The organism is Mesorhizobium sp. M4B.F.Ca.ET.017.02.2.1 (assembly GCF_003998955.1).
Classification (GTDB): Bacteria; Pseudomonadota; Alphaproteobacteria; order Rhizobiales; family Rhizobiaceae; genus Mesorhizobium; species Mesorhizobium abyssinicae.
In genome coordinates this window covers 19,887-36,958 of the sequence record NZ_RZOF01000018.1, presented here as the reverse complement: position 1 = coordinate 36,958, position 17,072 = coordinate 19,887, and the positions used below count along the sequence as shown (strand labels likewise).

General features: G+C 65.5%; 17 protein-coding genes and 1 tRNA gene. 12 read left to right on the top strand and 6 right to left on the bottom strand.

All coding sequences use genetic code 11. From position 1 onward, the window contains the following. The 7 genes from EN738_RS04535 to EN738_RS36115 form a co-directional block, all read left to right on the top strand. Positions 1-996 (top strand): LacI family DNA-binding transcriptional regulator (locus tag EN738_RS04535; protein WP_127282645.1); only part of this gene is annotated, 996 nt, incomplete at its 5' end. Between the two features lie 71 nt (positions 997-1,067). Further along, positions 1,068-1,373, top strand: coding sequence for a DUF1778 domain-containing protein (locus tag EN738_RS04530; RefSeq protein WP_127282644.1), 306 nt, complete (start codon positions 1,068-1,070; stop codon positions 1,371-1,373). 23 nt (positions 1,374-1,396) lie between these two features. After that, entirely contained in the window at positions 1,397-1,909 is a 513-nt protein-coding gene (locus EN738_RS04525) for a GNAT family N-acetyltransferase (RefSeq protein WP_210212299.1), read from the top strand. A 93-nt stretch (positions 1,910-2,002) separates the two neighbouring features. After that, complete coding sequence (locus EN738_RS04520) at positions 2,003-2,803, top strand: class I SAM-dependent methyltransferase (RefSeq protein ID WP_127282642.1); 801 nt, start codon at positions 2,003-2,005, stop codon at positions 2,801-2,803. 544 nt (positions 2,804-3,347) lie between these two features. Then, a complete protein-coding gene (locus EN738_RS04515) occupies positions 3,348-4,823 on the top strand; it encodes a benzaldehyde dehydrogenase (protein ID WP_210214063.1) in 1,476 nt (491 codons plus the stop codon). A 22-nt stretch (positions 4,824-4,845) separates the two neighbouring features. After that, a complete protein-coding gene (locus EN738_RS04510; protein ID WP_127282640.1) occupies positions 4,846-5,613 on the top strand; it encodes a coniferyl-alcohol dehydrogenase in 768 nt (255 codons plus the stop codon). A gap of 300 nt (positions 5,614-5,913) precedes the next feature. Continuing rightward, positions 5,914-6,267 carry a hypothetical protein gene (locus EN738_RS36115; RefSeq protein WP_245478277.1) on the top strand — a complete coding sequence of 118 codons (354 nt, stop codon included), beginning with the start codon at positions 5,914-5,916 and terminating at the stop codon, positions 6,265-6,267. Positions 6,268-6,280: 13 nt separating this feature from the next. On the opposite strand, the gene EN738_RS04500 is transcribed toward EN738_RS36115, so the two are convergent. The 3 genes from EN738_RS04500 to EN738_RS04485 all read right to left on the bottom strand — a co-directional run bounded on the left by EN738_RS04500 (position 6,281) and on the right by EN738_RS04485 (position 8,733). Further along, positions 6,281-6,357, bottom strand: a tRNA-Arg gene (locus EN738_RS04500). Positions 6,358-6,560: 203 nt separating this feature from the next. Continuing rightward, positions 6,561-7,493, bottom strand: coding sequence for a DUF1003 domain-containing protein (locus tag EN738_RS04495; protein ID WP_127282639.1), 933 nt, complete (start codon positions 7,491-7,493; stop codon positions 6,561-6,563). 316 nt (positions 7,494-7,809) lie between these two features. Continuing rightward, complete coding sequence (locus tag EN738_RS04485) at positions 7,810-8,733, bottom strand: D-alanyl-D-alanine carboxypeptidase family protein (RefSeq protein ID WP_245494360.1); 924 nt, start codon at positions 8,731-8,733, stop codon at positions 7,810-7,812. 497 nt (positions 8,734-9,230) lie between these two features. Here EN738_RS04485 and EN738_RS04475 point away from each other — a divergent pair, with 497 nt between their 5' ends. From EN738_RS04475 to EN738_RS04455, 4 genes are all read left to right on the top strand, one after another. Continuing rightward, positions 9,231-11,147, top strand: coding sequence for a methyl-accepting chemotaxis protein (locus EN738_RS04475; protein ID WP_127282638.1), 1,917 nt, complete (start codon positions 9,231-9,233; stop codon positions 11,145-11,147). Between the two features lie 319 nt (positions 11,148-11,466). Further along, positions 11,467-12,573, top strand: coding sequence for a hypothetical protein (locus tag EN738_RS04465; RefSeq protein ID WP_127282637.1), 1,107 nt, complete (start codon positions 11,467-11,469; stop codon positions 12,571-12,573). Positions 12,574-12,655: 82 nt separating this feature from the next. Beyond that, positions 12,656-13,276 carry a nucleoside triphosphate hydrolase gene (locus tag EN738_RS04460; RefSeq protein WP_127282636.1) on the top strand — a complete coding sequence of 207 codons (621 nt, stop codon included), beginning with the start codon at positions 12,656-12,658 and terminating at the stop codon, positions 13,274-13,276. 99 nt (positions 13,277-13,375) lie between these two features. Beyond that, positions 13,376-13,696, top strand: a complete 321-nt coding sequence (locus tag EN738_RS04455) for a hypothetical protein (protein ID WP_127282635.1) — start codon at positions 13,376-13,378, stop codon at positions 13,694-13,696. A gap of 10 nt (positions 13,697-13,706) precedes the next feature. On the opposite strand, the gene EN738_RS04450 is transcribed toward EN738_RS04455, so the two are convergent. From EN738_RS04450 to EN738_RS04440, 3 genes are all read right to left on the bottom strand, one after another. After that, positions 13,707-14,411: a glutathione S-transferase N-terminal domain-containing protein gene (locus EN738_RS04450; RefSeq protein ID WP_127282634.1), complete on the bottom strand. Its 705-nt coding sequence runs from the start codon at positions 14,409-14,411 to the stop codon at positions 13,707-13,709. Positions 14,412-14,553: 142 nt separating this feature from the next. Beyond that, a complete protein-coding gene (locus tag EN738_RS04445) occupies positions 14,554-15,762 on the bottom strand; it encodes a beta-ketoacyl-[acyl-carrier-protein] synthase family protein (RefSeq protein WP_127282633.1) in 1,209 nt (402 codons plus the stop codon). A gap of 4 nt (positions 15,763-15,766) precedes the next feature. Further along, positions 15,767-16,021 (bottom strand): acyl carrier protein, encoded by a 255-nt coding sequence (locus EN738_RS04440; protein WP_127282632.1) that lies wholly within the window; start codon positions 16,019-16,021, stop codon positions 15,767-15,769. Between the two features lie 209 nt (positions 16,022-16,230). Here EN738_RS04440 and EN738_RS04435 point away from each other — a divergent pair, with 209 nt between their 5' ends. After that, the gene (locus tag EN738_RS04435) at positions 16,231-17,067 is read left to right on the top strand and encodes an urease accessory protein UreD (RefSeq protein ID WP_127282631.1); all 837 of its coding nucleotides are present in this window, start codon (positions 16,231-16,233) and stop codon (positions 17,065-17,067) included. The last annotated feature ends 5 nt before the right edge of the window (positions 17,068-17,072 follow it).

Here is a 17,072-nt window from a genome sequence, read left to right as displayed (position 1 = left end):
GTGTCGTTCGTGCTCAACAATTCGCCCGGCATCAGGCTCTCGCAGCAGACCCGCGACCGGGTGATCGAAGCGGCGCGGTCGCTGGGCTACTCGCCGCCGGTGTTTTCCGCCCTGCGGCCGCCGGTGACGCCATTCGAGGGGCTGGACGGCGTCATCGGCTTCGCCGTCGACCAGCTCGCCACCAGCCCCGAGGCGGTGGTCGCCATCGAGGGCGCGCGCCAGGCCTCCTGGAATGCCGGCAACGTGCTGCTTGTCGCGCAGACCATGGGCGATGCCGTCATGGAGCCGCGCGCTATTTCAGCGCTGACGAGGCGCGGCATCTCGGCGCTGATCTACATGACCATCTTCACCCGCGAGATCGCGGCGCCCGAATTCCTCTACAGCCTCGATATCCCGGTCATCCTGCTCAACTGCTACACCGCCGACTATGCCTTCCCTGCCGTCGTGCCCTCCGAGATCGCCGGCGGCCAGAGCGCGACGCGGCATCTCATCGGCCATGGCCACCGCCGCATCGCCACCATCACCGGCGAGCCCTGGATGCAAGCGGCTCAAGATAGGCTGAAAGGCTATCGCCGCGCGCTCGCTACCGCCGACATCCCCTTCGATCCGGAGCTGGTGGTCGAGGGCGACTGGTCGGCCAGCGCCGGCTATGCCGCGACTGTCAAATTGCTCGCCCTGAAGGAGCGCCCGACCGCCATCTTCTGCCAGAACGACCGCACCGCGATTGGCTGCTACGAGGCGCTGAAGGAGGCCGGCCTGCATATCCCGCAGGATATTTCCGTCGTCGGCTATGACGACGAGGAGATCGCCCGCCATCTGTTTCCGCCGCTGACGACATCGATCCTGCCGCATATGGCGATGGGCCAATGGGCGATCGAGCAGCTGGAAGCGCCGCCCACGCCGGGCCGCGGCCGCTATCCCATCACCAAGCTGGAATGCCCGCTGGTGGAGCGGGAGAGCGTGGGCAGGCTCGGGGTCCGGGGCGCGGCAGGGTGAGATCCTGCGGGCCTGTATTGACATTGTCATGACAATTTCTAAATATCTGATCCTGACGCAGGAGGATTTCGATGCCGCAGTCCAGTCATGCCGGCCGCGATCGCGATGCGGCGCGAAAGGACGATGTGATCCAGATCCGCGCTTCGGCGGGGACGAAGGCCATTCTCAGCCGCGCCGCGGGTTTGCGCGGGCAGAAACTGTCGGAGTTCATGCTGGACAGCGCCCGCAGGCAAGCTGAAGAAACCATTCTCGACCAGCGCGCCTTCTTTCTCGATGCCGAGGCGCATCAGAAATTGCTCGATCTGCTCGACGCCCCCGACAAACCGACCGAGGAACTTCGCGCGCGCATGACGCGCAAGCCCGCCTGGGAGCGCTGATGCCTGCTGGCGGAGGGCCGGGGTTGCGGGTCAGCCCTCCGGAACGGCTGACCGTCGGCCACGATGTGTCCGCGTTTCGTAACGGCAGGCATCCCACCCTCGACGACTGGTTGCGCAATCGCGCTCTTGCCGGCGAGGGCCTGTCCGCCCGGACCTATGTGGTCTGTGACGCGAACATGAATAATCGCGTCATCGGCTACTATGCGATCTCGACGGCGATGGAAGAACGGATCGCGCTGCCAAGCGCGAAGCTGCGGCGGGGTATGCCCGAGCAGGTCCCGCTGCTGCTGATCGGCCGCCTGGCGGTCGATCAGGCATTCCAGGGACTTGGGCTTGGCGGGGACCTGCTTGCCGATGCGCTGCGTCGCTGCCTGGCCGTGTCGGAGATCGCCGGGGTTCGCGCCGTGGTGGCGCATGCGATAGACGATGACGCCGTCGGCTTCTATCAGCGGCACGGCTTCATTCCGTCTCCGCTGGGCGAGCGAGTGATGCTGATGCCGGTCGAGACAGTGCAGGCATTGTTCTCGAAAGTCTGAATCGTCCGGCCGCTCGAACGACGAGGTCGACTTGCCACCGCTTGGCATCGATCCCGTCGTGGACTAGCCTGAGGCCAGCGAAGGGAGAGCGAGATGACGTCGAGCTTCACCGTGCACCAGGCATCCGGCTACGAGCAGCTGATGGGTCGCTGGAGCCGCAGGCTGGCGCCCAAATTCATCGACTTCGCCGGACTGGCCGGCGGCGAAAAAATCCTCGACGTCGGCTGCGGCACCGGCAGCCTGACCTTCGAGCTGGCGAAATCCGCCGGCCTCGCCGAAATCCAGGCCATCGACTTCTCGCCCGTTTTCATCGAGGCGGCCAAGGCACGCAACACCGATCCGCGCATCACCTTCAGCCAAGCCGACGCCACCGCGCTGCCCTTCGCGGACGACGCGTTCGACCGCGCGCTGGCGCTGCTCTTGCTGCATTTCGTGCCGGAGGCCGGCAAGGCGGTGGCCGAGATGCGCCGCGTGACGCGGCCCGGCGGCGTGATCGCAGCGGTTGTGTGGGACCATCTCGGCGGCATGCCCGGCATGCGCATGATGATCGACACGGTTGCCGCGCTCAGCGAAAGCGGCCGCCAGATGCGCAGCCGCTATTGCTTCCAGCCGATGATGCAGCCGGGCGAGATGAAGCGCACCTTCGTCCAGCAGGGTCTGGCCGACGTCACCGAGACCGAGCTGATGATCCGCATGGACTATGCGGATTTCGACGACTACTGGGCGCCGATCGGCGCCGGCGAGGGGCCGCTCGGCAAATACATGTCCACGCTCGACGCCGCCGAGCGGACGCGCACCGAAGCCGCCGTCCGCGATGCCTACCAGGCCGGCCGGCCCGATGGCCCGCGCTCGTTCGCCAATGTCGCCTGGGCCTGCCGGGGCGTTGTTCGCTAGAGGCGTTTTCGCCTAATCCGATCAGCCTGACGACCTCGTCGTGGTTGGTCTCCGCGATCTTGCGCTCGCCCGCTGCACCCCGCGTCTCAGCACGGCGATGCCGTCCGAGACGGCGAAGATACGGCCCGGCGTAGATTGCAACCAACCAATGTGTCGAGCGCGCCGCTCTGACGCCGCTTGGCTTTCCGGAATCTCAAAAAAGACTATGACAGATAGCAATACTATGCTATGCGGCATAGCAATAATGCTATTTGACATAGCGAATGATGGCAAGGAGGAGCCACACAGTGCCGAGGGCGCGGTGTAATGGGATGAAGTCGGCCCGGTCTGGTGATGGAGCCAGGCATCCTCGATGCCGCCGCGCTCGTTAGCCACTGCACCAGGCCCATGAGCCTGCAAAGTACCAAAGACATTCTGTGCGCTTGAGGCGTTGCCGGGAACAGCCTCCGGCAAGATTCACGTGCTGCGGGCGTTGGCAGCGGGAGGACCAGATGCCCCGCGCGCAGCAGAGCAATTGCGAATGTTTGCAAGGGAGGATCAACGAGTGAACATCCAAAGCAGGAGCTTCATCGACGAGGCGCGCTGGACCGGCAAGGCATTTCTGGGTGGCTGGCGTGAGACGGCTGCCGGCGTGGCGGAGGTGCGCAATCCGGCGACCGCCATGTTGGTGGCCTCGGTGGGCATCGGCGGCGCGGCAGACATCGGGCAAGCCGCGGTTGGCGCCTATCTGGCGCAGCCCGCCTGGGCGGCGAAACTTCCCTCCGAGCGCGCGGCCATATTGAACAAGGCGGCCGATATCCTGGAAGCCAATGGCGAAGAGCTGGTCGGCTGGATAATGCGCGAATCCGGCTCCATCCGGGCGAAGGCGCAAATCGAGATCGATCACGGGGCGGCCTTCATCCGCCACGCCGCGGCTGCCGCTGTCGAGCCGAATGGCATCGCCCTTCCCACCATGGATGCCGGACGCCAGAACCATGCGCGGCGGGTGCCGCACGGCGTGGTCGGAATTATCTCGCCGTTCAATTTTCCACTTGTCCTCTCTGTCCGCGCGATTGCCGCCGCTTTGGCGACAGGCAACGCCGTCGTCCACAAACCGGACCCGCGCACGCCGATTTCCGGTGGCATCATCATTGCACGCCTGTTCGAGGAAGCGGGCCTGCCCGCAGGTGTCCTCCATGTCGTCCCCGGCGGAATTGACGCCGGCGAGGCCCTCTGCACGGATGCGAACATCGCGATGGTCTCGTTCACGGGGTCGGCGGCCGCCGGGAGCCGGGTCGGCGAGCTGGCCGGCAAGCATCTGAAGAAGGTTCAGCTCGAGCTCGGCGGCAAGAACGCCCTGATCATTCTCGATGATGCCGATCCGGACGTCGCGGCGTCGAATGCCGCCTGGGGCTGCTTCCTGCATCAGGGCCAGATCTGCATGTCGACCGGTCTCATCCTTGTCGACGAGAAGCATGCCGATGCGATTGCTTCGCGCCTTGCCGCCAGAGCCGGACACCTGGTTGCCGGCGATCCCTCGACCGATCAGGTGGCGCTTGGCCCCATCATTTCCGATGCCCAGGTCGACAGAATCCAGGGCATCGTCGACGATGCCGTCGCCAAGGGCGCAAAGCTGCTCGCCGGAGGCAAGGCAAGCGGCCGCTTCTATCCGGCAACGGTTCTGTTCGGCATTGAGCGAGGCATGCGTGCGTTCGAGGAAGAGATCTTCGGGCCCGTCGCCTGCATTGCCCCGTTCCGCGACGAAGAGGCAGCGATCGCTCTCGTCAACAGCTCCGAATATGGCCTCGCCGCCGGCGTCATTTCGGCTTCCGTCGACCGCGCCCGGTCGGTTGGCGAAAGACTGGAGGTCGGCCATCTGCACATCAACGATCAGACCGTCAACGCCGGGCCGCACGCACCTTTCGGCGGCCGGCGGCGCTCGGGCAATGGCAGCCGCGTCTCAGGGCCGGCGATCTGGGAGGAATTCACGCAGTGGATGTGGATTTCCGTCAAGGAACAAGCAACGCCCTATCCATTTTGACCAATCCACGAAAGATCGAACCATGAATCTCTCCAGCAAGCTTCTGGTCGTCACGGGCGCGTCTTCGGGGATCGGAGCCGAGGTCGCCCGTCTCGCCCGCTTCCATGGCGCCAGGGTAATCGGCATCGACCGCAATGATCCCACGGTTAGCCTCGATGGCTTCGTGAAGGCCGATCTCTCGAAGCCGGAAACGATCGACGAGGCCGTTTCGTCCTTGCCCGCGCAATTCGATGGGCTTGTCAACGCGGCAGGCGTGCCGGGCACCGCTGACAAGGATACGGTCGCCCGCGTCAACTATCTCGGCCTGCGTCACCTGACCGAGACAGTGGTCGGCAGGCTTTCGCCGGGCGCGGCAATCGTCAACTTCGCCTCGATTTTGGGCGCCGCATGGCCGGAACGCCTCGCCCGCCACAAGGACCTGGCAACGACCGCGACCTTCCAATCCGGTCATGATTGGTTGGCTGCGAACCCGGTTTCGCAAGACACCTGCTATCAATATTTCAAGGAAGCGCTGATCGTCTGGACGTTCATGCGGGCGCAGCAGCTCTTCCTCTCGCGTGACATCCGCATGAATTCCGTTGCGCCCGGCCCGGTCTTTACGCCAATCCTCGGCGACTTCATCGCGATGCTTGGTCAGGATCGGGTCGAGGCTGACAGCGGCAGAATGAAGCGCCCTGCCTTTGCAGACGAGATCGCCCCGGCTGTCGTCTTCCTGTGCTCGGACGCGGCGCGCTGGATCAATGGCGTCAACCTGCCGATCGACGGTGGCCTGGCCTCCACCTATCTCTGAGGCGGCGCGCGTTCAACCGCACGCCGGGCCGCGCCAGCTATGCCGCCATCTGGTCGATCATCAAACGCGCCGAGCCGCTGAGGAGGGGGCTGGTGTTCGAGGTGGACACGACGCGGGCGGTTGAGTTCGAGGCGATTGTGGGGTGGCTGCGGGGGGGTGATGGGTAGGGACCGACCGTCATATTCCCATCTTATGTCGGCCGCAGCGCTACGACATTCTGCCTTCAGGCGTGGGAGGCGGCTGTGAGCTTGGCGCAGTGATCGAGGAAATCGTAGGTTGCCAAATGGGGCGCCGCAGGAGATGAAACTGGGCACCGCCATATTATTTTGGTGCCTGTCGTTTCTCAAGCTTGCCACTGCATGCACGTTCGGCCGCGGCACAAATGTCGGCGCGCTAGTCGCCGGCCGATTTGCGGGCGGCGGCACATTCGAACCGGAGGCTCAAATGTCAGTCCAGGAAAAACCTTCCCCCGCGGTCCCCGCACATCCTGAGGAAATCAAGTCGGTTTTCGATCTGCGTTTGGGTAAGCATGTTGTCTTGCAAGGCAGTGCCAGGATAACACCGGCAGGTGTGATCAGCGCCGGGATCGCGGTCGCCGTTATGACGCTTGCGCTGGGTTACCTTGCTTCGTCGGGAAGGCGTCGCAGGCAATAGGGGGCATGCCCGTTGGCGCACCCGACAGGATTCGAACCTGTGACCTCTGCCTTCGGAGGGCAGCGCTCTATCCAGCTGAGCTACGGGTGCTTCCCGGCAAAACGAACCGGCCGGTGAACCGGCCAGCCACGGCTTCTTAGCGGAAGCAGGCGAAGGCTTCAACGGGCAATTGGGATGGCAAGGCATTTGACGCCACAGGAGCGGTTAGGCTTCCCGAGGGCGTATGTGACGGCCAAGGCTGCGCCCCAGTTAAACTTGCCTCTGCGTCGCGAGCAAATTTGCCGCCACACTCCTCACCCCGCAGCCTCGCTCCTAGCCACCCGCCGCCGCACCCCCCTTGTCGCCCGCTTCACCTTCTTCGCCCCGGTCAGCTCGTGCATGGCATCCAGCTGCATCTGCTGCATTTCGGCCAGCCGCTGCCATTGGCGCGAGATCAGATAGTCGAGCTTTTCGTGCAGGTGCCGCACTTCGAGCTCGGCCTTGAGGTTCACCCGGTAGTCGTTGAAGGAGCGCAGCCGATCTTTTGCTTCCTGCCGCTTCTGGCTCATCATGATCACCGGCGCCTGGATGGCGGCGATGCAGGACAGCATCAGGTTGAGCAGGATGAACGGGTAGGGGTCGAAGGCGCCCGCCATGCCCTCGAAAAGGTTGATGCCGATCCAGATCAACAGCACGCCGGCGAACGAGATCAGGAACCACCAGCTGCCGCCGAACTCGGCCATATTGTCGGAGACGCGGTCGGCGAACGAGCGGTGCTCCTCGAATTCCTCTTCCGAGTTCTCCGAGATCGTGTCTTGCCTGGCGATCGATTCGACCACCTGGCGGTCGAGCTCGGAGAATTCGCCGTGCTCCTGCTGCAGCAATTCCTCCATGTAGCGCATGCGGTAGCGGGCGAGCTCCTCGCGGCTGATGCGGGCGCCGCGCGGCAGGTCGGGATGGTCGGCGCGGATGCGGTCGGAAAGGCTCGGCCGCAAATCGTCGATGCGCACCAGGTCGCGCTTGCGGAATTTCCGGCCGCTGATCGCCGACGGCTTTTTCTTCGGTTTGACCCGCGACGCGGCAGGCCCGGGCAGGGCCGGTTCGGAATCCGGCACCTCCGGCGCTTCGAGGATCTCGTCGTCCGCCGTCTCGTGCAGGTCTTCCGGCAAGGTGGAGGCCTCGAGATATTCGCCGGCCGAGTGGGTTTCGTCGTCTTCCGTCTTCTGCGCCTTCGGGTCGCCGGCCATGGTCAGTGCTCCTGTTCTCGGCTTTTGGCTACGATACGCCAAGCCGGCGCGGCATATCCATCGCGACTGTGAATGTGGTGTGACCGAACAAGTTGTTGTGATGGGCGGGCGGCGCAAGCTGAGATCGGTGGTGATCCTTCGCGCCCCCCTCTGTCCTGCCGGACATCTCCCCCACGAGGGGGGAGATTGGCAGCTTCGGCGCCACGCTTTGACGTTGGCGATTGGCGAAAGCCGCGGTGAAATCTGATCTCCCCCCTCGTGGGGGAGATGGCCGGCAGGCCAGAGGGGGGCGCCTCGGGCCGGCGTTGCAAAGCTTCTACGGTTCCGGCAAACCGGGAAGCGCCGACCCCGTCGGCTGCTGGCCGGCATACATCAGCCTTGTCTTGGCATCCGCCGCCATCGGCGAAAGGCTGCGCTGGATCAGCGCCTCGACATGGTCGTTGCGCTGGCGCGCGCTCTCGGCGCCCATCACCACCACGATCAGCTGGCGGCCGTCGGCATTGTAGGAAGTGACGATGTTGTAGCCGGAGGCCCTGATATAGCCGGTCTTGATGCCGTCGACGCCGCGCACCCGGCCGAGCATGTCGTTGTGGCCGCGCACCAGCCGGCCGCGGAACATGAAGTCGCTCTCGGAGAAATAGTGGAAATGCTGCGGGAAGCGGTGCTCGAGCGCCATGCCCAGCACCGCCATGTCGCGCGCCGTCGTCATCTGGCTGTCGTCAGGCAAGCCGGACGCGTTGCGGAAGCTGGTGCTGGTCATGCCGAGGCTTCGCGCCTTGGCGGTCATCATGGCGGCGAACTGGTCTTGCGAGCCGCCGAGATATTCGCCGACCGCCACCGCCACGTCATTGGCCGACTTGACCACGATCGCCCGGATGGCGGAATCGACGTCGATCGTCTCGCCGCGCCGGAAGCGCAGCTTGGTCGGCGGCTGCCTGGCGGCATTGTCCGAAACCGGGATCTGCGTCTCCTTGGCTATGCGGCCGCTCTCCAGCGCCTCGAACAGCAGATAGAGCGTCATCATCTTGGTCAGCGAGGCGGGGGAGCGCTGCGCCGTCGAATTGACCTCGAACAGCTGCTTGCCGCTGCGGGCATCGACGACGATCGCCGCATAGCGCTGCGGCTGCGCCGGCACCGCCAATACACTATCGGGCGGCTCGACGGTGGTGCAGCCGGCGACCATCGCCAGCAGCGCGAACGCCATCATGATCTTCTGGAGGAGCGGGAAAGTGTCGGACAGGCGCAAGTCGGATCCGGCTGTTGCTGAGAGGGCCGGACCCTAGCCTAAGCCAATTGCTGCGTCCAACTGGTTAACGGGGGGATCAAGGTGTCTCAACAGCTTAGGCGGGCGACAGGCTCTGAACGACACCAACGCCGGCGCTGCCCCTCACCTGCCTGCCGGCACCCTCTCCCCGTATAGTGACGGGGAGAGGGGCGCTCTCATCGCCGCTTTCGCCAATCACCAACGTTGCGAGAAAGGCGCCAACGCTGCGGCCAGCCCCTTTCTCCCCGTCACTATACGGGGAGAAATGCCCGGCAGGGCAATGAGGGGCGGCGCCGACTTCGGCAAATTGGCGATTCCTGCGCGAGCGGCGCTATATCTTGCAGCTCGTAGCTATCACTTCGTCGGGCGACACCTCCCACACCCCACCGCCCCGAAAACGCCGGCTTCCTGTCCTGTTTTCCCGGCGGGGCCGCGCTGCTACCATGCGTGCGGCATTGGTTTGGGGGATCGACATGACAGGTGACATCGGCGCGGCTGCGCCTTCTCTTATCCGGGCTTCGCTCAGCCGCACCGGCAAATGGGCGGGCAGCGTCGCGTTCGTCAGCGGCGCGGTATCGGACGTGCTCAACCCGCTGGGGCCGTTCGCCGCCTATATCGCACTGGTTGCCGCGATCGCCGCCGCACTGGTGGCGAAGATCAGCGCCGGCATCGCTTTGGTCGCCAGCACCAGCCTGAGCACGATGGCGATGGCGATGATCGCGGCGGCGATCGCCGGCGGCGTCTACGCGGTGCAGCAGGAGACGAATTCGCAAAACGGCATCATCGCCGGCCTGGTGCCGGCGGTGGCCGAATTGCAGCAGTCGCTGGGCATCGTCTCCGCAAAGGTGGCCAAGATCGAAAAGACCGTCACCGAGACGCAAAAGACGGTCGAGGAGGTCAAGAAATCGACCGACACGGTGGCGCAGAAGACCGAGGAGATCGCCGCCGCCGAAAAGCAGCAGACCGAGCAGGGCGCCGAGACCCAGAAGACGGTCGAAGCGGTCAAGCAGTCGACCGACACGGTGGCGCAAAAGACGGAGGAGATCGCCTCGGCCCAGAAGCAGCAGACCGAACAAGGCACGCAGACGCAGAAAGCCGTCGAGGCGGTCAAGCAGACCACCGACACGCTGGCCGCCGGCCAGCAGCAGGCAGCCGCGCAGGCCGACAAGCTGCAGGCGACGACCGAGCAGATCGCAGCCTCCATCGACACCATCGCCAAGGGCTTTGCCGCGCTCGCCGCGCAGGGCGGCGCGATCGCCGATCCCAAGCGTCCCGACGAGTACTACCACAATGCCCGTGTCTACGAATTGTCGGGCGACATGCTGAACGCCAGGCGATCCTATCTCGCCTTCGCCAACTTCGATGTCGACGCCGTCGATCCCTACACGCGCTTCGCCACGGTGCTCCGGGTCCAGGACGGCAAGGCCGGCGCCCGCGAGGTGTTCGGCCAGCTTGCCGACAAGGCCAAGGCGCCGGCGATCAAGCTCGTTCATCTCGAACAGTTCGACGATGCCCAGCGCCTCGACAAGCTGAACGCCTTCATAGCGGCCCATCCCGACTATGCGCCGGCCTATTTCCTCCTGGCGCAGGAGTTTTCCGAGGATCGGCTCGGCAGCCAGTCGCTGTCCGACAAGCGCAGCGAGGCCGAGGCGCTGACCAAATTCGTGTCCTACGAGAAGGAAGGCGGGCTGCTCAAATATTTCGTCGACCAGACCCAACTGGCCGACTGGCTGGAGCGCAGCCGCAGCCGGCTGGTCGCGGTCGGCGACGTGCTCGACCCGCAGCGTTTCGCCCCGACGCTGACGCCGATGCGCTCCAATGCCGGCTGGACGATCACCATCTCGCTGCCGGAGGCGGCGACCGGCATTTCCTGGCGACTCGGCGAGAGCGGCCCGTTCACCGACACTGGCCTGATGGCGATGAACGACCAGCGGACCGGCAAGCCGATGCCCAATCCGAGCTTCGAACTGCCGGACAGCACCGCCGCCACTACGATCGGCATCAAATATCTCGACATCAGGGGCCGCGAGACCGGACCGTTCGACATCCGCTTCGATCCGGACTCGGCGCTGCAGCAAGGCGACAAGCAGATCCTCGACCAGTTCTGGACCTCGTGGATCGCCTTCGATTCCGGCGGCAACCACGGCCTGGTCTATTTCACCCAGATGCTGTCCTACCGCTGCGCCATCAAGGATGTTCACTATGGCCTGGACGGCGCCGCGCCCGACAAGGAGATCAAGATGCCGCCCTGCGACAAGAAGGATCTCTACGCCATACCTTACGACTACCAGCCCTATTTCAAGGTCGCCGACAGCGTGAAGTCGATGTCGGTGCAGGTCACCTATACGGATGGCACCAAGTCGCCGGTCAGGGAGTATAAAAGGCAGTAGGGGCGGCCCGTTTGTAGCGCTACCGCACCCTTTCCAACGCTGGCGCTGCCCCTCACCTGCCTGCCGGCATCCTCTCCCCGTATAGTGACGGGGAGAGGGGGCGCTCTCATCGCCCCTTTCGCCAATCAGCAACGCTGCAGGAGGGCACCGCCGCTGCGGCCAGCCCCTTTCTCCCCTTCACTATACGGGGAGAAATGCCCGGCAGGGCAATGAGGGGCGGCGTCGACTTCCATTCTGATGCAAAATGCCGCCTGTAGCGCTTGCGCATCGGGCACCGTGCGGGCTTTGCTGGCGCCAAAGATTCGCGAGGGTGACAGGCATGGATACGGTCACGATCAAGGCAAGGGGCATCTCGGTCTCGCTCGACCTTGCGGTCGGCCACATCGCCGACATGACGGTCGAGGCCGACGGCCGCCGCCTGCAGCCGCTGCATCGCGCGCCCTGGGTCGGCGCGCCGCGCGAGAGCCTGCCGCAAGACCTGCCCGAGGGCACGGTGCGTCTCTCCGGCGATTTCCTCTGCGCGCCGTTTTCGCGCGCCGATGTCGAGGAGGCGCCGCTGCATGGCTGGCCGGCGAACAGCGCCTGGGACCTGGTTGAAGATAGCGCCATCGCCGACGGCTGGCGCGCCGTCTTCCGGCTGCGTCGCAAGGTCATGGGCGCTGCCGTCGACAAGGTGCTGACGCTGCGCGACAACCACCCCTTCCTCTATCAGGAGCATGTCTTTTCCGGCGGCGCTGGCGCCATTTCCGTCGCCCACCATCCAATGACGGTGATGCAGGGCGGCGGGTCCCTCGCCTTCTCGCCGAAGCGCTATGCGGCGACGCCGGCCGACCCGCTGGAGCCCGATCCTTCGCGCGGCCGTTTCCTGCTCGCCTACCCCGCCCGCTCGGCCGATCTGACCCGGTTTCCCACGGCAGCCGGCGGCACGACAAACCTTGCCGACTACCGCATGGAGGACCGGCGGGAGGATTTCCTGACGCTGGTCGAGGCCGATCATGGCGGGCCGGGCTGGACCGCGCTCACCCGCCATGCCGAGCGGGACCTGGTGCTGGTGCTGAAGAACCCGGCCGAACTGCCCGTCACCATGCTGTGGTTCAGCAATGGCGGCCGCGACTACGCGCCGTGGAGCGGCCGCCACCTCGGCGTGCTCGGCATCGAGGACGGCCGCGCCGCGGTCGGCCATGCCGCCTCGCTCGGCGACAACTGGCTGAAGCGCGAAGGCGTCGCCACCGCCTTTGCGCTTGCCGAAGGCCGCAGCGTCTCCTTCCGCCATGTCATCGGCGCCGTGCCTTTCGCCGGCGGCGAGCCGCCGCGCGACATCGAGGCCGCGCGCGACCACATGCGCATAACCGGCGCCGACGGCATGGTTCGGGAGATCGCTTTCGACGGCGATTTCCTGCGCATCGGCCGCTCCGTTCCGGCCTGAACGCCGGGCATCCCGCGCGGGTTTGAAATTTCCGCCGACTGCCGCCAAGATGCGGCCGAAAATCGCTACCGGAAAGGCGCCGATGTCCGAGATCGCCCATATCACAGCCGCCATCTTCAAGCGCGCCGGCAAGGCCAAGCGCTTCGTCGTCGCCATCGCCGGCCCGCCCGGCGCCGGCAAGTCGACGCTGTCCGGCAGACTGCATGAACTGCTGCCGGAAGGCGCTTCCGAAGTGGTGCCGATGGACGGCTTCCACTTTGACGACATCGTGCTCAACCGCCGCGGTCTGCGCGCGCGCAAGGGCGCGCCGGAAACCTTCGATTTCGCCGGCTTCGAGACGCTGCTGAAGCGCATCCGCTCGGGCGAGCCCGACATTGCCATTCCGGTATTCGACCGCGGCATGGAACTGTCGCGCGCCGCGGCCGAGATCATCGGCGCCGACACCAAGTTCATCCTGGTCGAGGGCAATTATCTGCTGCTCGACGAGGAGCCGTGGTCGCGGCTGGCGCCTCTGTTCGATTTCACCATCTTCGTCGACGTGCCGCGGGGCGAGCTCGAGCGCCGCCTGATGGAGCGCTGGCGCGGCCATGGCCGCTCCGACGAGGACGCCCGCGCCTGGATCGCCTCCAACGACATGCCCAACATCGATCGCGTGCTGGCGCGGCGGCGGGTCGCCGATCTCGTCATCGGCGAACCGGGCTAAGGCGAACTCGTTCAATTTGCAGCAATTTCCGAGCGGAACCTTAAGACTTTCCGGTCGTTATGCCGACATCCTGATTGTGTCGTTTGAAGGACTCGTCCGATGGCTACCAGCACAAGAAAACCCGTCAAGGGCAAGGCAGCTCCGCGCAAGGCCACCCAAGCGAAAAACGGCGCCGGCCCGGCAATAGCCGAGCGCTCGAAGGACGCCAAGCCAGCCTTCGGCAAGGCGGCGCCCAAAAAGGTGGTGCCGGGCGCGGTGCACAAGGCCGCCGTGAAGGCGCCGAAGTCGCACAAGCCGGCGGCAGCCAAGGCAGGCCCGATCCGCACCGTGGCAAGCATTGCAACGGGCGCGGTGGCCGCCACAGCGCGGCTCGCGGCTTCGGTGATTGGCAGAGGCGGCGCGAAAGCCAAGGCGAAGTAGGGTCGGCCTTTCAGCCCCTGGCGGGGATGGTGAGCCCTCTCTGCACCGCCGGCCGCGCCAGCCCGCGCTCCAGCCATGCCGCCACGAGCGGAAAATCGTCGAAGCCGACGAGTTCGCGCGCCTCGTAGAAGCCGATCAAATTGCGCACCCAGCCGAGCATCGAGATGTCGGCGATGGTGTAGTCTTCATCCATGATCCAGCTGCGGCCCTTGAGCCTGGTTTCGAGCACGCCGATCAGCCGCCGCGACTCGTCGCGATAGCGCTCCAGCGGCCGCTTGTCGGCGATCTCGCGCCCGGCGAATTTGTTGAAAAAGCCGACCTGGCCGAAGATCGGGCCGATCGCGGCCATCTGGAAGAACACCCACTGGATCGTCTCGTAGCGACGGATCGGATCGGCGGGGATCAGCTTGCCGGTCTTGTCAGTGAGATAAAGCAGGATGGCGCCGGATTCGAACAGGCCGATCGGCTTGCCGCCGGGGCCGTTCGGATCGATTATCGCCGGGATCTTGCCATTGGGGTTGAGCGACAGGAATTCCGGCGTCCAGCTTTCGTTCTTGCCGATGTTGACCGCATGCGGCTCGTAGGCAAGACCAAGCTCCTCCAGCGTGATCGACACCTTCACCCCGTTCGGCGTCGGGAAGGAATAGAGCTGGATGCGATCGGGGTGGGCGGCCGGCCAGCGCGTGGCGATTGGAAAGGCGGACAGGTCGGTCATCGAAGGCTCCTGGGCGGGGACTGGGCGCCGAACGGCGGTCGTGGCGGGTCGCCATGAGTTAGGCGCGCGGCCCGCCGCGATCAATATGCAAGCGAGGGTTCCGGACCGTCGATGGAAATGACCCTGGCGGAAATAGAGGCCGTCAGACCGCCTTGAAGGCCAGCACCGCATTGGTGCCGCCAAAGGCGAAACCGTTGCTGATCGCGGCGCGCACCGTGCGTTCGCGCGCGACATTCGGCGTCACGTCGAGATCGCAATCCGGGTCGGCCTCGCGGAAGTTCGCCGTCGGCGGCACGATGCCGTCGCGGATCGCCATCACGCAGGCGATCATCTCCAGCCCGCCCGAGGCGCCGAGGCAGTGCGCATGCATCGACTTGGTCGAGGATATGGAAAGCGCGCGCGCGTGCTCGCCGAAGACGCGCTTGATTGCCGCTGTCTCGATCTGGTCGTTGGCCTTGGTGCCGGTGCCGTGCGCGTTGAGATAGTCGATGTCCTCGGGATTGAGGCCGGCGTCGGCGAGGCAGAAGCGCATTGCCGCCTCCGGCCCCTCGACGGTCGGCGCGACGATGTCGGAGGCGTCGGCGGAGAGGCCGGCGCCGGCGACCTCGGCGAGGATTGTGGCGCCGCGCGCCATGGCGTGGTCGTAGCTTTCCAGCACCGCCATGCCGGCGCCTTCGCCGAGCACCAGGCCCTGGCGGTCGGCCGAGAACGGCCGGCAGGTTTCGGGCGACAGCACGCGCAGCGCCTCCCAGCCCTTCAGCACGCCCCAGACCAGCGGCGCGTCGGTGCCGCCGGCGACCATGACGTCGGCGCGGCCGAGCCGGATCTGGTCGACAGCCGTGGCGATCGCGTGGTTGGCCGACGAGCAGGCCGAGGTGACGCCGAAGACCGGCCCGCGCAGCCCGAGATTCATGCTGACCTGGCCCGAGGCGGCGCCCGGCATCACCTTCGGTACGGTGAAGATGCCGGCGCGGTTCTTCTTGTCGATCAGGATGGCGCGGTAGTTTTCCTCGATCGCCTCGAAGCCGCAGACGCCGACGCCGACGATCGCGCCCATCCGGTAGGTATTGTCCGCATGCGTCGCCAGTCCGGACTGCTGCATGGCTTCGCGTGCCGCGATCACCGCCAGCAGGCTGAAGCGATCCATCGACACCAGCTGCTTGCGGTCGATGCCGTGCTCGGGCAACTCCTTGATCTCGCAGCCGATCTTGACCTTCAAATCGTGCAGCAGCGGATTGTCGATCGGGCCGATCGCCGAGCGGCCGGCGCGCATTTCGCTCCAGATGGCGCCGGCATCGGTGCCAAGCCCGCAGAGTCCGCCGATGCCGGTAATGACGACGCGTTTCAGCATGCGGTCAGGCTTTTTTCGCGATCAGCGCGCGAACCGCCTCGACCATGTCGCCGACATTCTTCAGATTGCTCCAGGCATCGACCGTGTTCATCTCGATCTCGATGCCATACTCTTCCTCGAGATCGAAGATGATCTCGGTCAGCTCCAGCGAATGGATGCCCAGCGCGGTCAATTCGGTGCTGGTGGTGATCTCTTCGCCGCCCGGCTCGGCATGAGCCTTGATCTTCGCGATGATGTCCGTCGCCAGCTGATCAGCCATTCGGTCTCTTCCCCACTTTGTCGTTTCCCGACGCCAATCGATCAGCGCCCCTTTTATCCCCGGATTCGCATCGTCGTCGTCGCTTCATGCTCCGTCAGACGTCGCATGACCGTTCCAAGGTGGCTCCCTCTATAGAAACCGAAACGCTGTCAAGCAACAAGCTATATATCGACAAAGCCGCCGGAGTGCTTAACGTTGGCGGCATGGACATGATGGCAACTCTCTCGACTTCCGCGCCGACTGCACAGCGTGTTGCCGGGCGAGCCAGGCTTTTCTGCGGCAGGAAGGACGGCCGCACGCGGCTCGAGCGTCTTTACCAGGACGGCTCGGCCAAGATCCGCATGCCGGCCGTCTCAGTCGACCCGCTTGAAGCCGTGCTGATCAACACCGCCGGCGGCCTGACCGGCGGCGACCGCCTTGCCTGGCAGGTCGACGTCGGCGCCGGTGCCTCTGCCTCGATCACCACCCAGGCCTGCGAGAAGGTTTATCGCGCTGCCTCCGACCGCGCCGAAATGCGGGTCGAGCTGAATGTCGGCGCAGGCGGCAACCTCGCCTGGCTGCCGCAGGAAACCATCGTCTTCGACCGCGCGGCTTTCGCCCGCAGCCTCGATGTCGAGCTTGCCGCCGGCGCCGAGGCGCTGTTGCTGGAGGCCACCGTGTTCGGCCGCCTGGCCATGGGCGAAAGGACGACGGAAGGCAGCTTCCATGACCGCTGGCGTGTCCGCCAGGAGGGCGCTCTCGTCCACGCCGAGGATTTCCGCATAGGGCCGGACATAGCGGCCGCGCTCGGCCGCCCGGCCGTCGCCGGCGGCGCCGCCGCGGTCGCGACACTGCTGATGGTCTCGCCGCGGGCGGAGGCTTTTCTCGATCCGGCGCGCGCCATCATCGGCGATGCGGGCGGCGCCAGCGTCTGGACCGTCAACCAATCTGGCAAGCTTCTTGCGAGGCTGTTCGCCGAGGACGGCTACCGGCTCCGCAAGCGGCTGGTTCCGCTTGTCGAATTGCTCAACGGACGGGCCGGCCTGCCCAAATTATGGTCACTCTGAAGCTG

Bases quoted from the DNA above. Each gene is read 5' to 3' on its own strand.
- EN738_RS04435 (WP_127282631.1), top strand. From the start codon at position 16,231: ATGATGGCAACTCTCTCGACTTCCGCGCCGACTGCACAGCGTGTTGCC.
- EN738_RS04450 (WP_127282634.1), bottom strand. From the start codon at position 14,411: ATGACCGACCTGTCCGCCTTTCCAATCGCCACGCGCTGGCCGGCCGCC.
- EN738_RS04445 (WP_127282633.1), bottom strand. From the start codon at position 15,762: ATGCTGAAACGCGTCGTCATTACCGGCATCGGCGGACTCTGCGGGCTT.
- EN738_RS04465 (WP_127282637.1), top strand. From the start codon at position 11,467: ATGGATACGGTCACGATCAAGGCAAGGGGCATCTCGGTCTCGCTCGAC.
- EN738_RS04520 (WP_127282642.1), top strand. From the start codon at position 2,003: ATGACGTCGAGCTTCACCGTGCACCAGGCATCCGGCTACGAGCAGCTG.
- EN738_RS04475 (WP_127282638.1), top strand. From the start codon at position 9,231: ATGACAGGTGACATCGGCGCGGCTGCGCCTTCTCTTATCCGGGCTTCG.
- EN738_RS04455 (WP_127282635.1), top strand. From the start codon at position 13,376: ATGGCTACCAGCACAAGAAAACCCGTCAAGGGCAAGGCAGCTCCGCGC.
- EN738_RS04510 (WP_127282640.1), top strand. From the start codon at position 4,846: ATGAATCTCTCCAGCAAGCTTCTGGTCGTCACGGGCGCGTCTTCGGGG.
- EN738_RS04460 (WP_127282636.1), top strand. From the start codon at position 12,656: ATGTCCGAGATCGCCCATATCACAGCCGCCATCTTCAAGCGCGCCGGC.
- EN738_RS36115 (WP_245478277.1), top strand. From the start codon at position 5,914: ATGAAACTGGGCACCGCCATATTATTTTGGTGCCTGTCGTTTCTCAAG.
- EN738_RS04440 (WP_127282632.1), bottom strand. From the start codon at position 16,021: ATGGCTGATCAGCTGGCGACGGACATCATCGCGAAGATCAAGGCTCAT.
- EN738_RS04530 (WP_127282644.1), top strand. From the start codon at position 1,068: ATGCCGCAGTCCAGTCATGCCGGCCGCGATCGCGATGCGGCGCGAAAG.
- EN738_RS04495 (WP_127282639.1), bottom strand. From the start codon at position 7,493: ATGGCCGGCGACCCGAAGGCGCAGAAGACGGAAGACGACGAAACCCAC.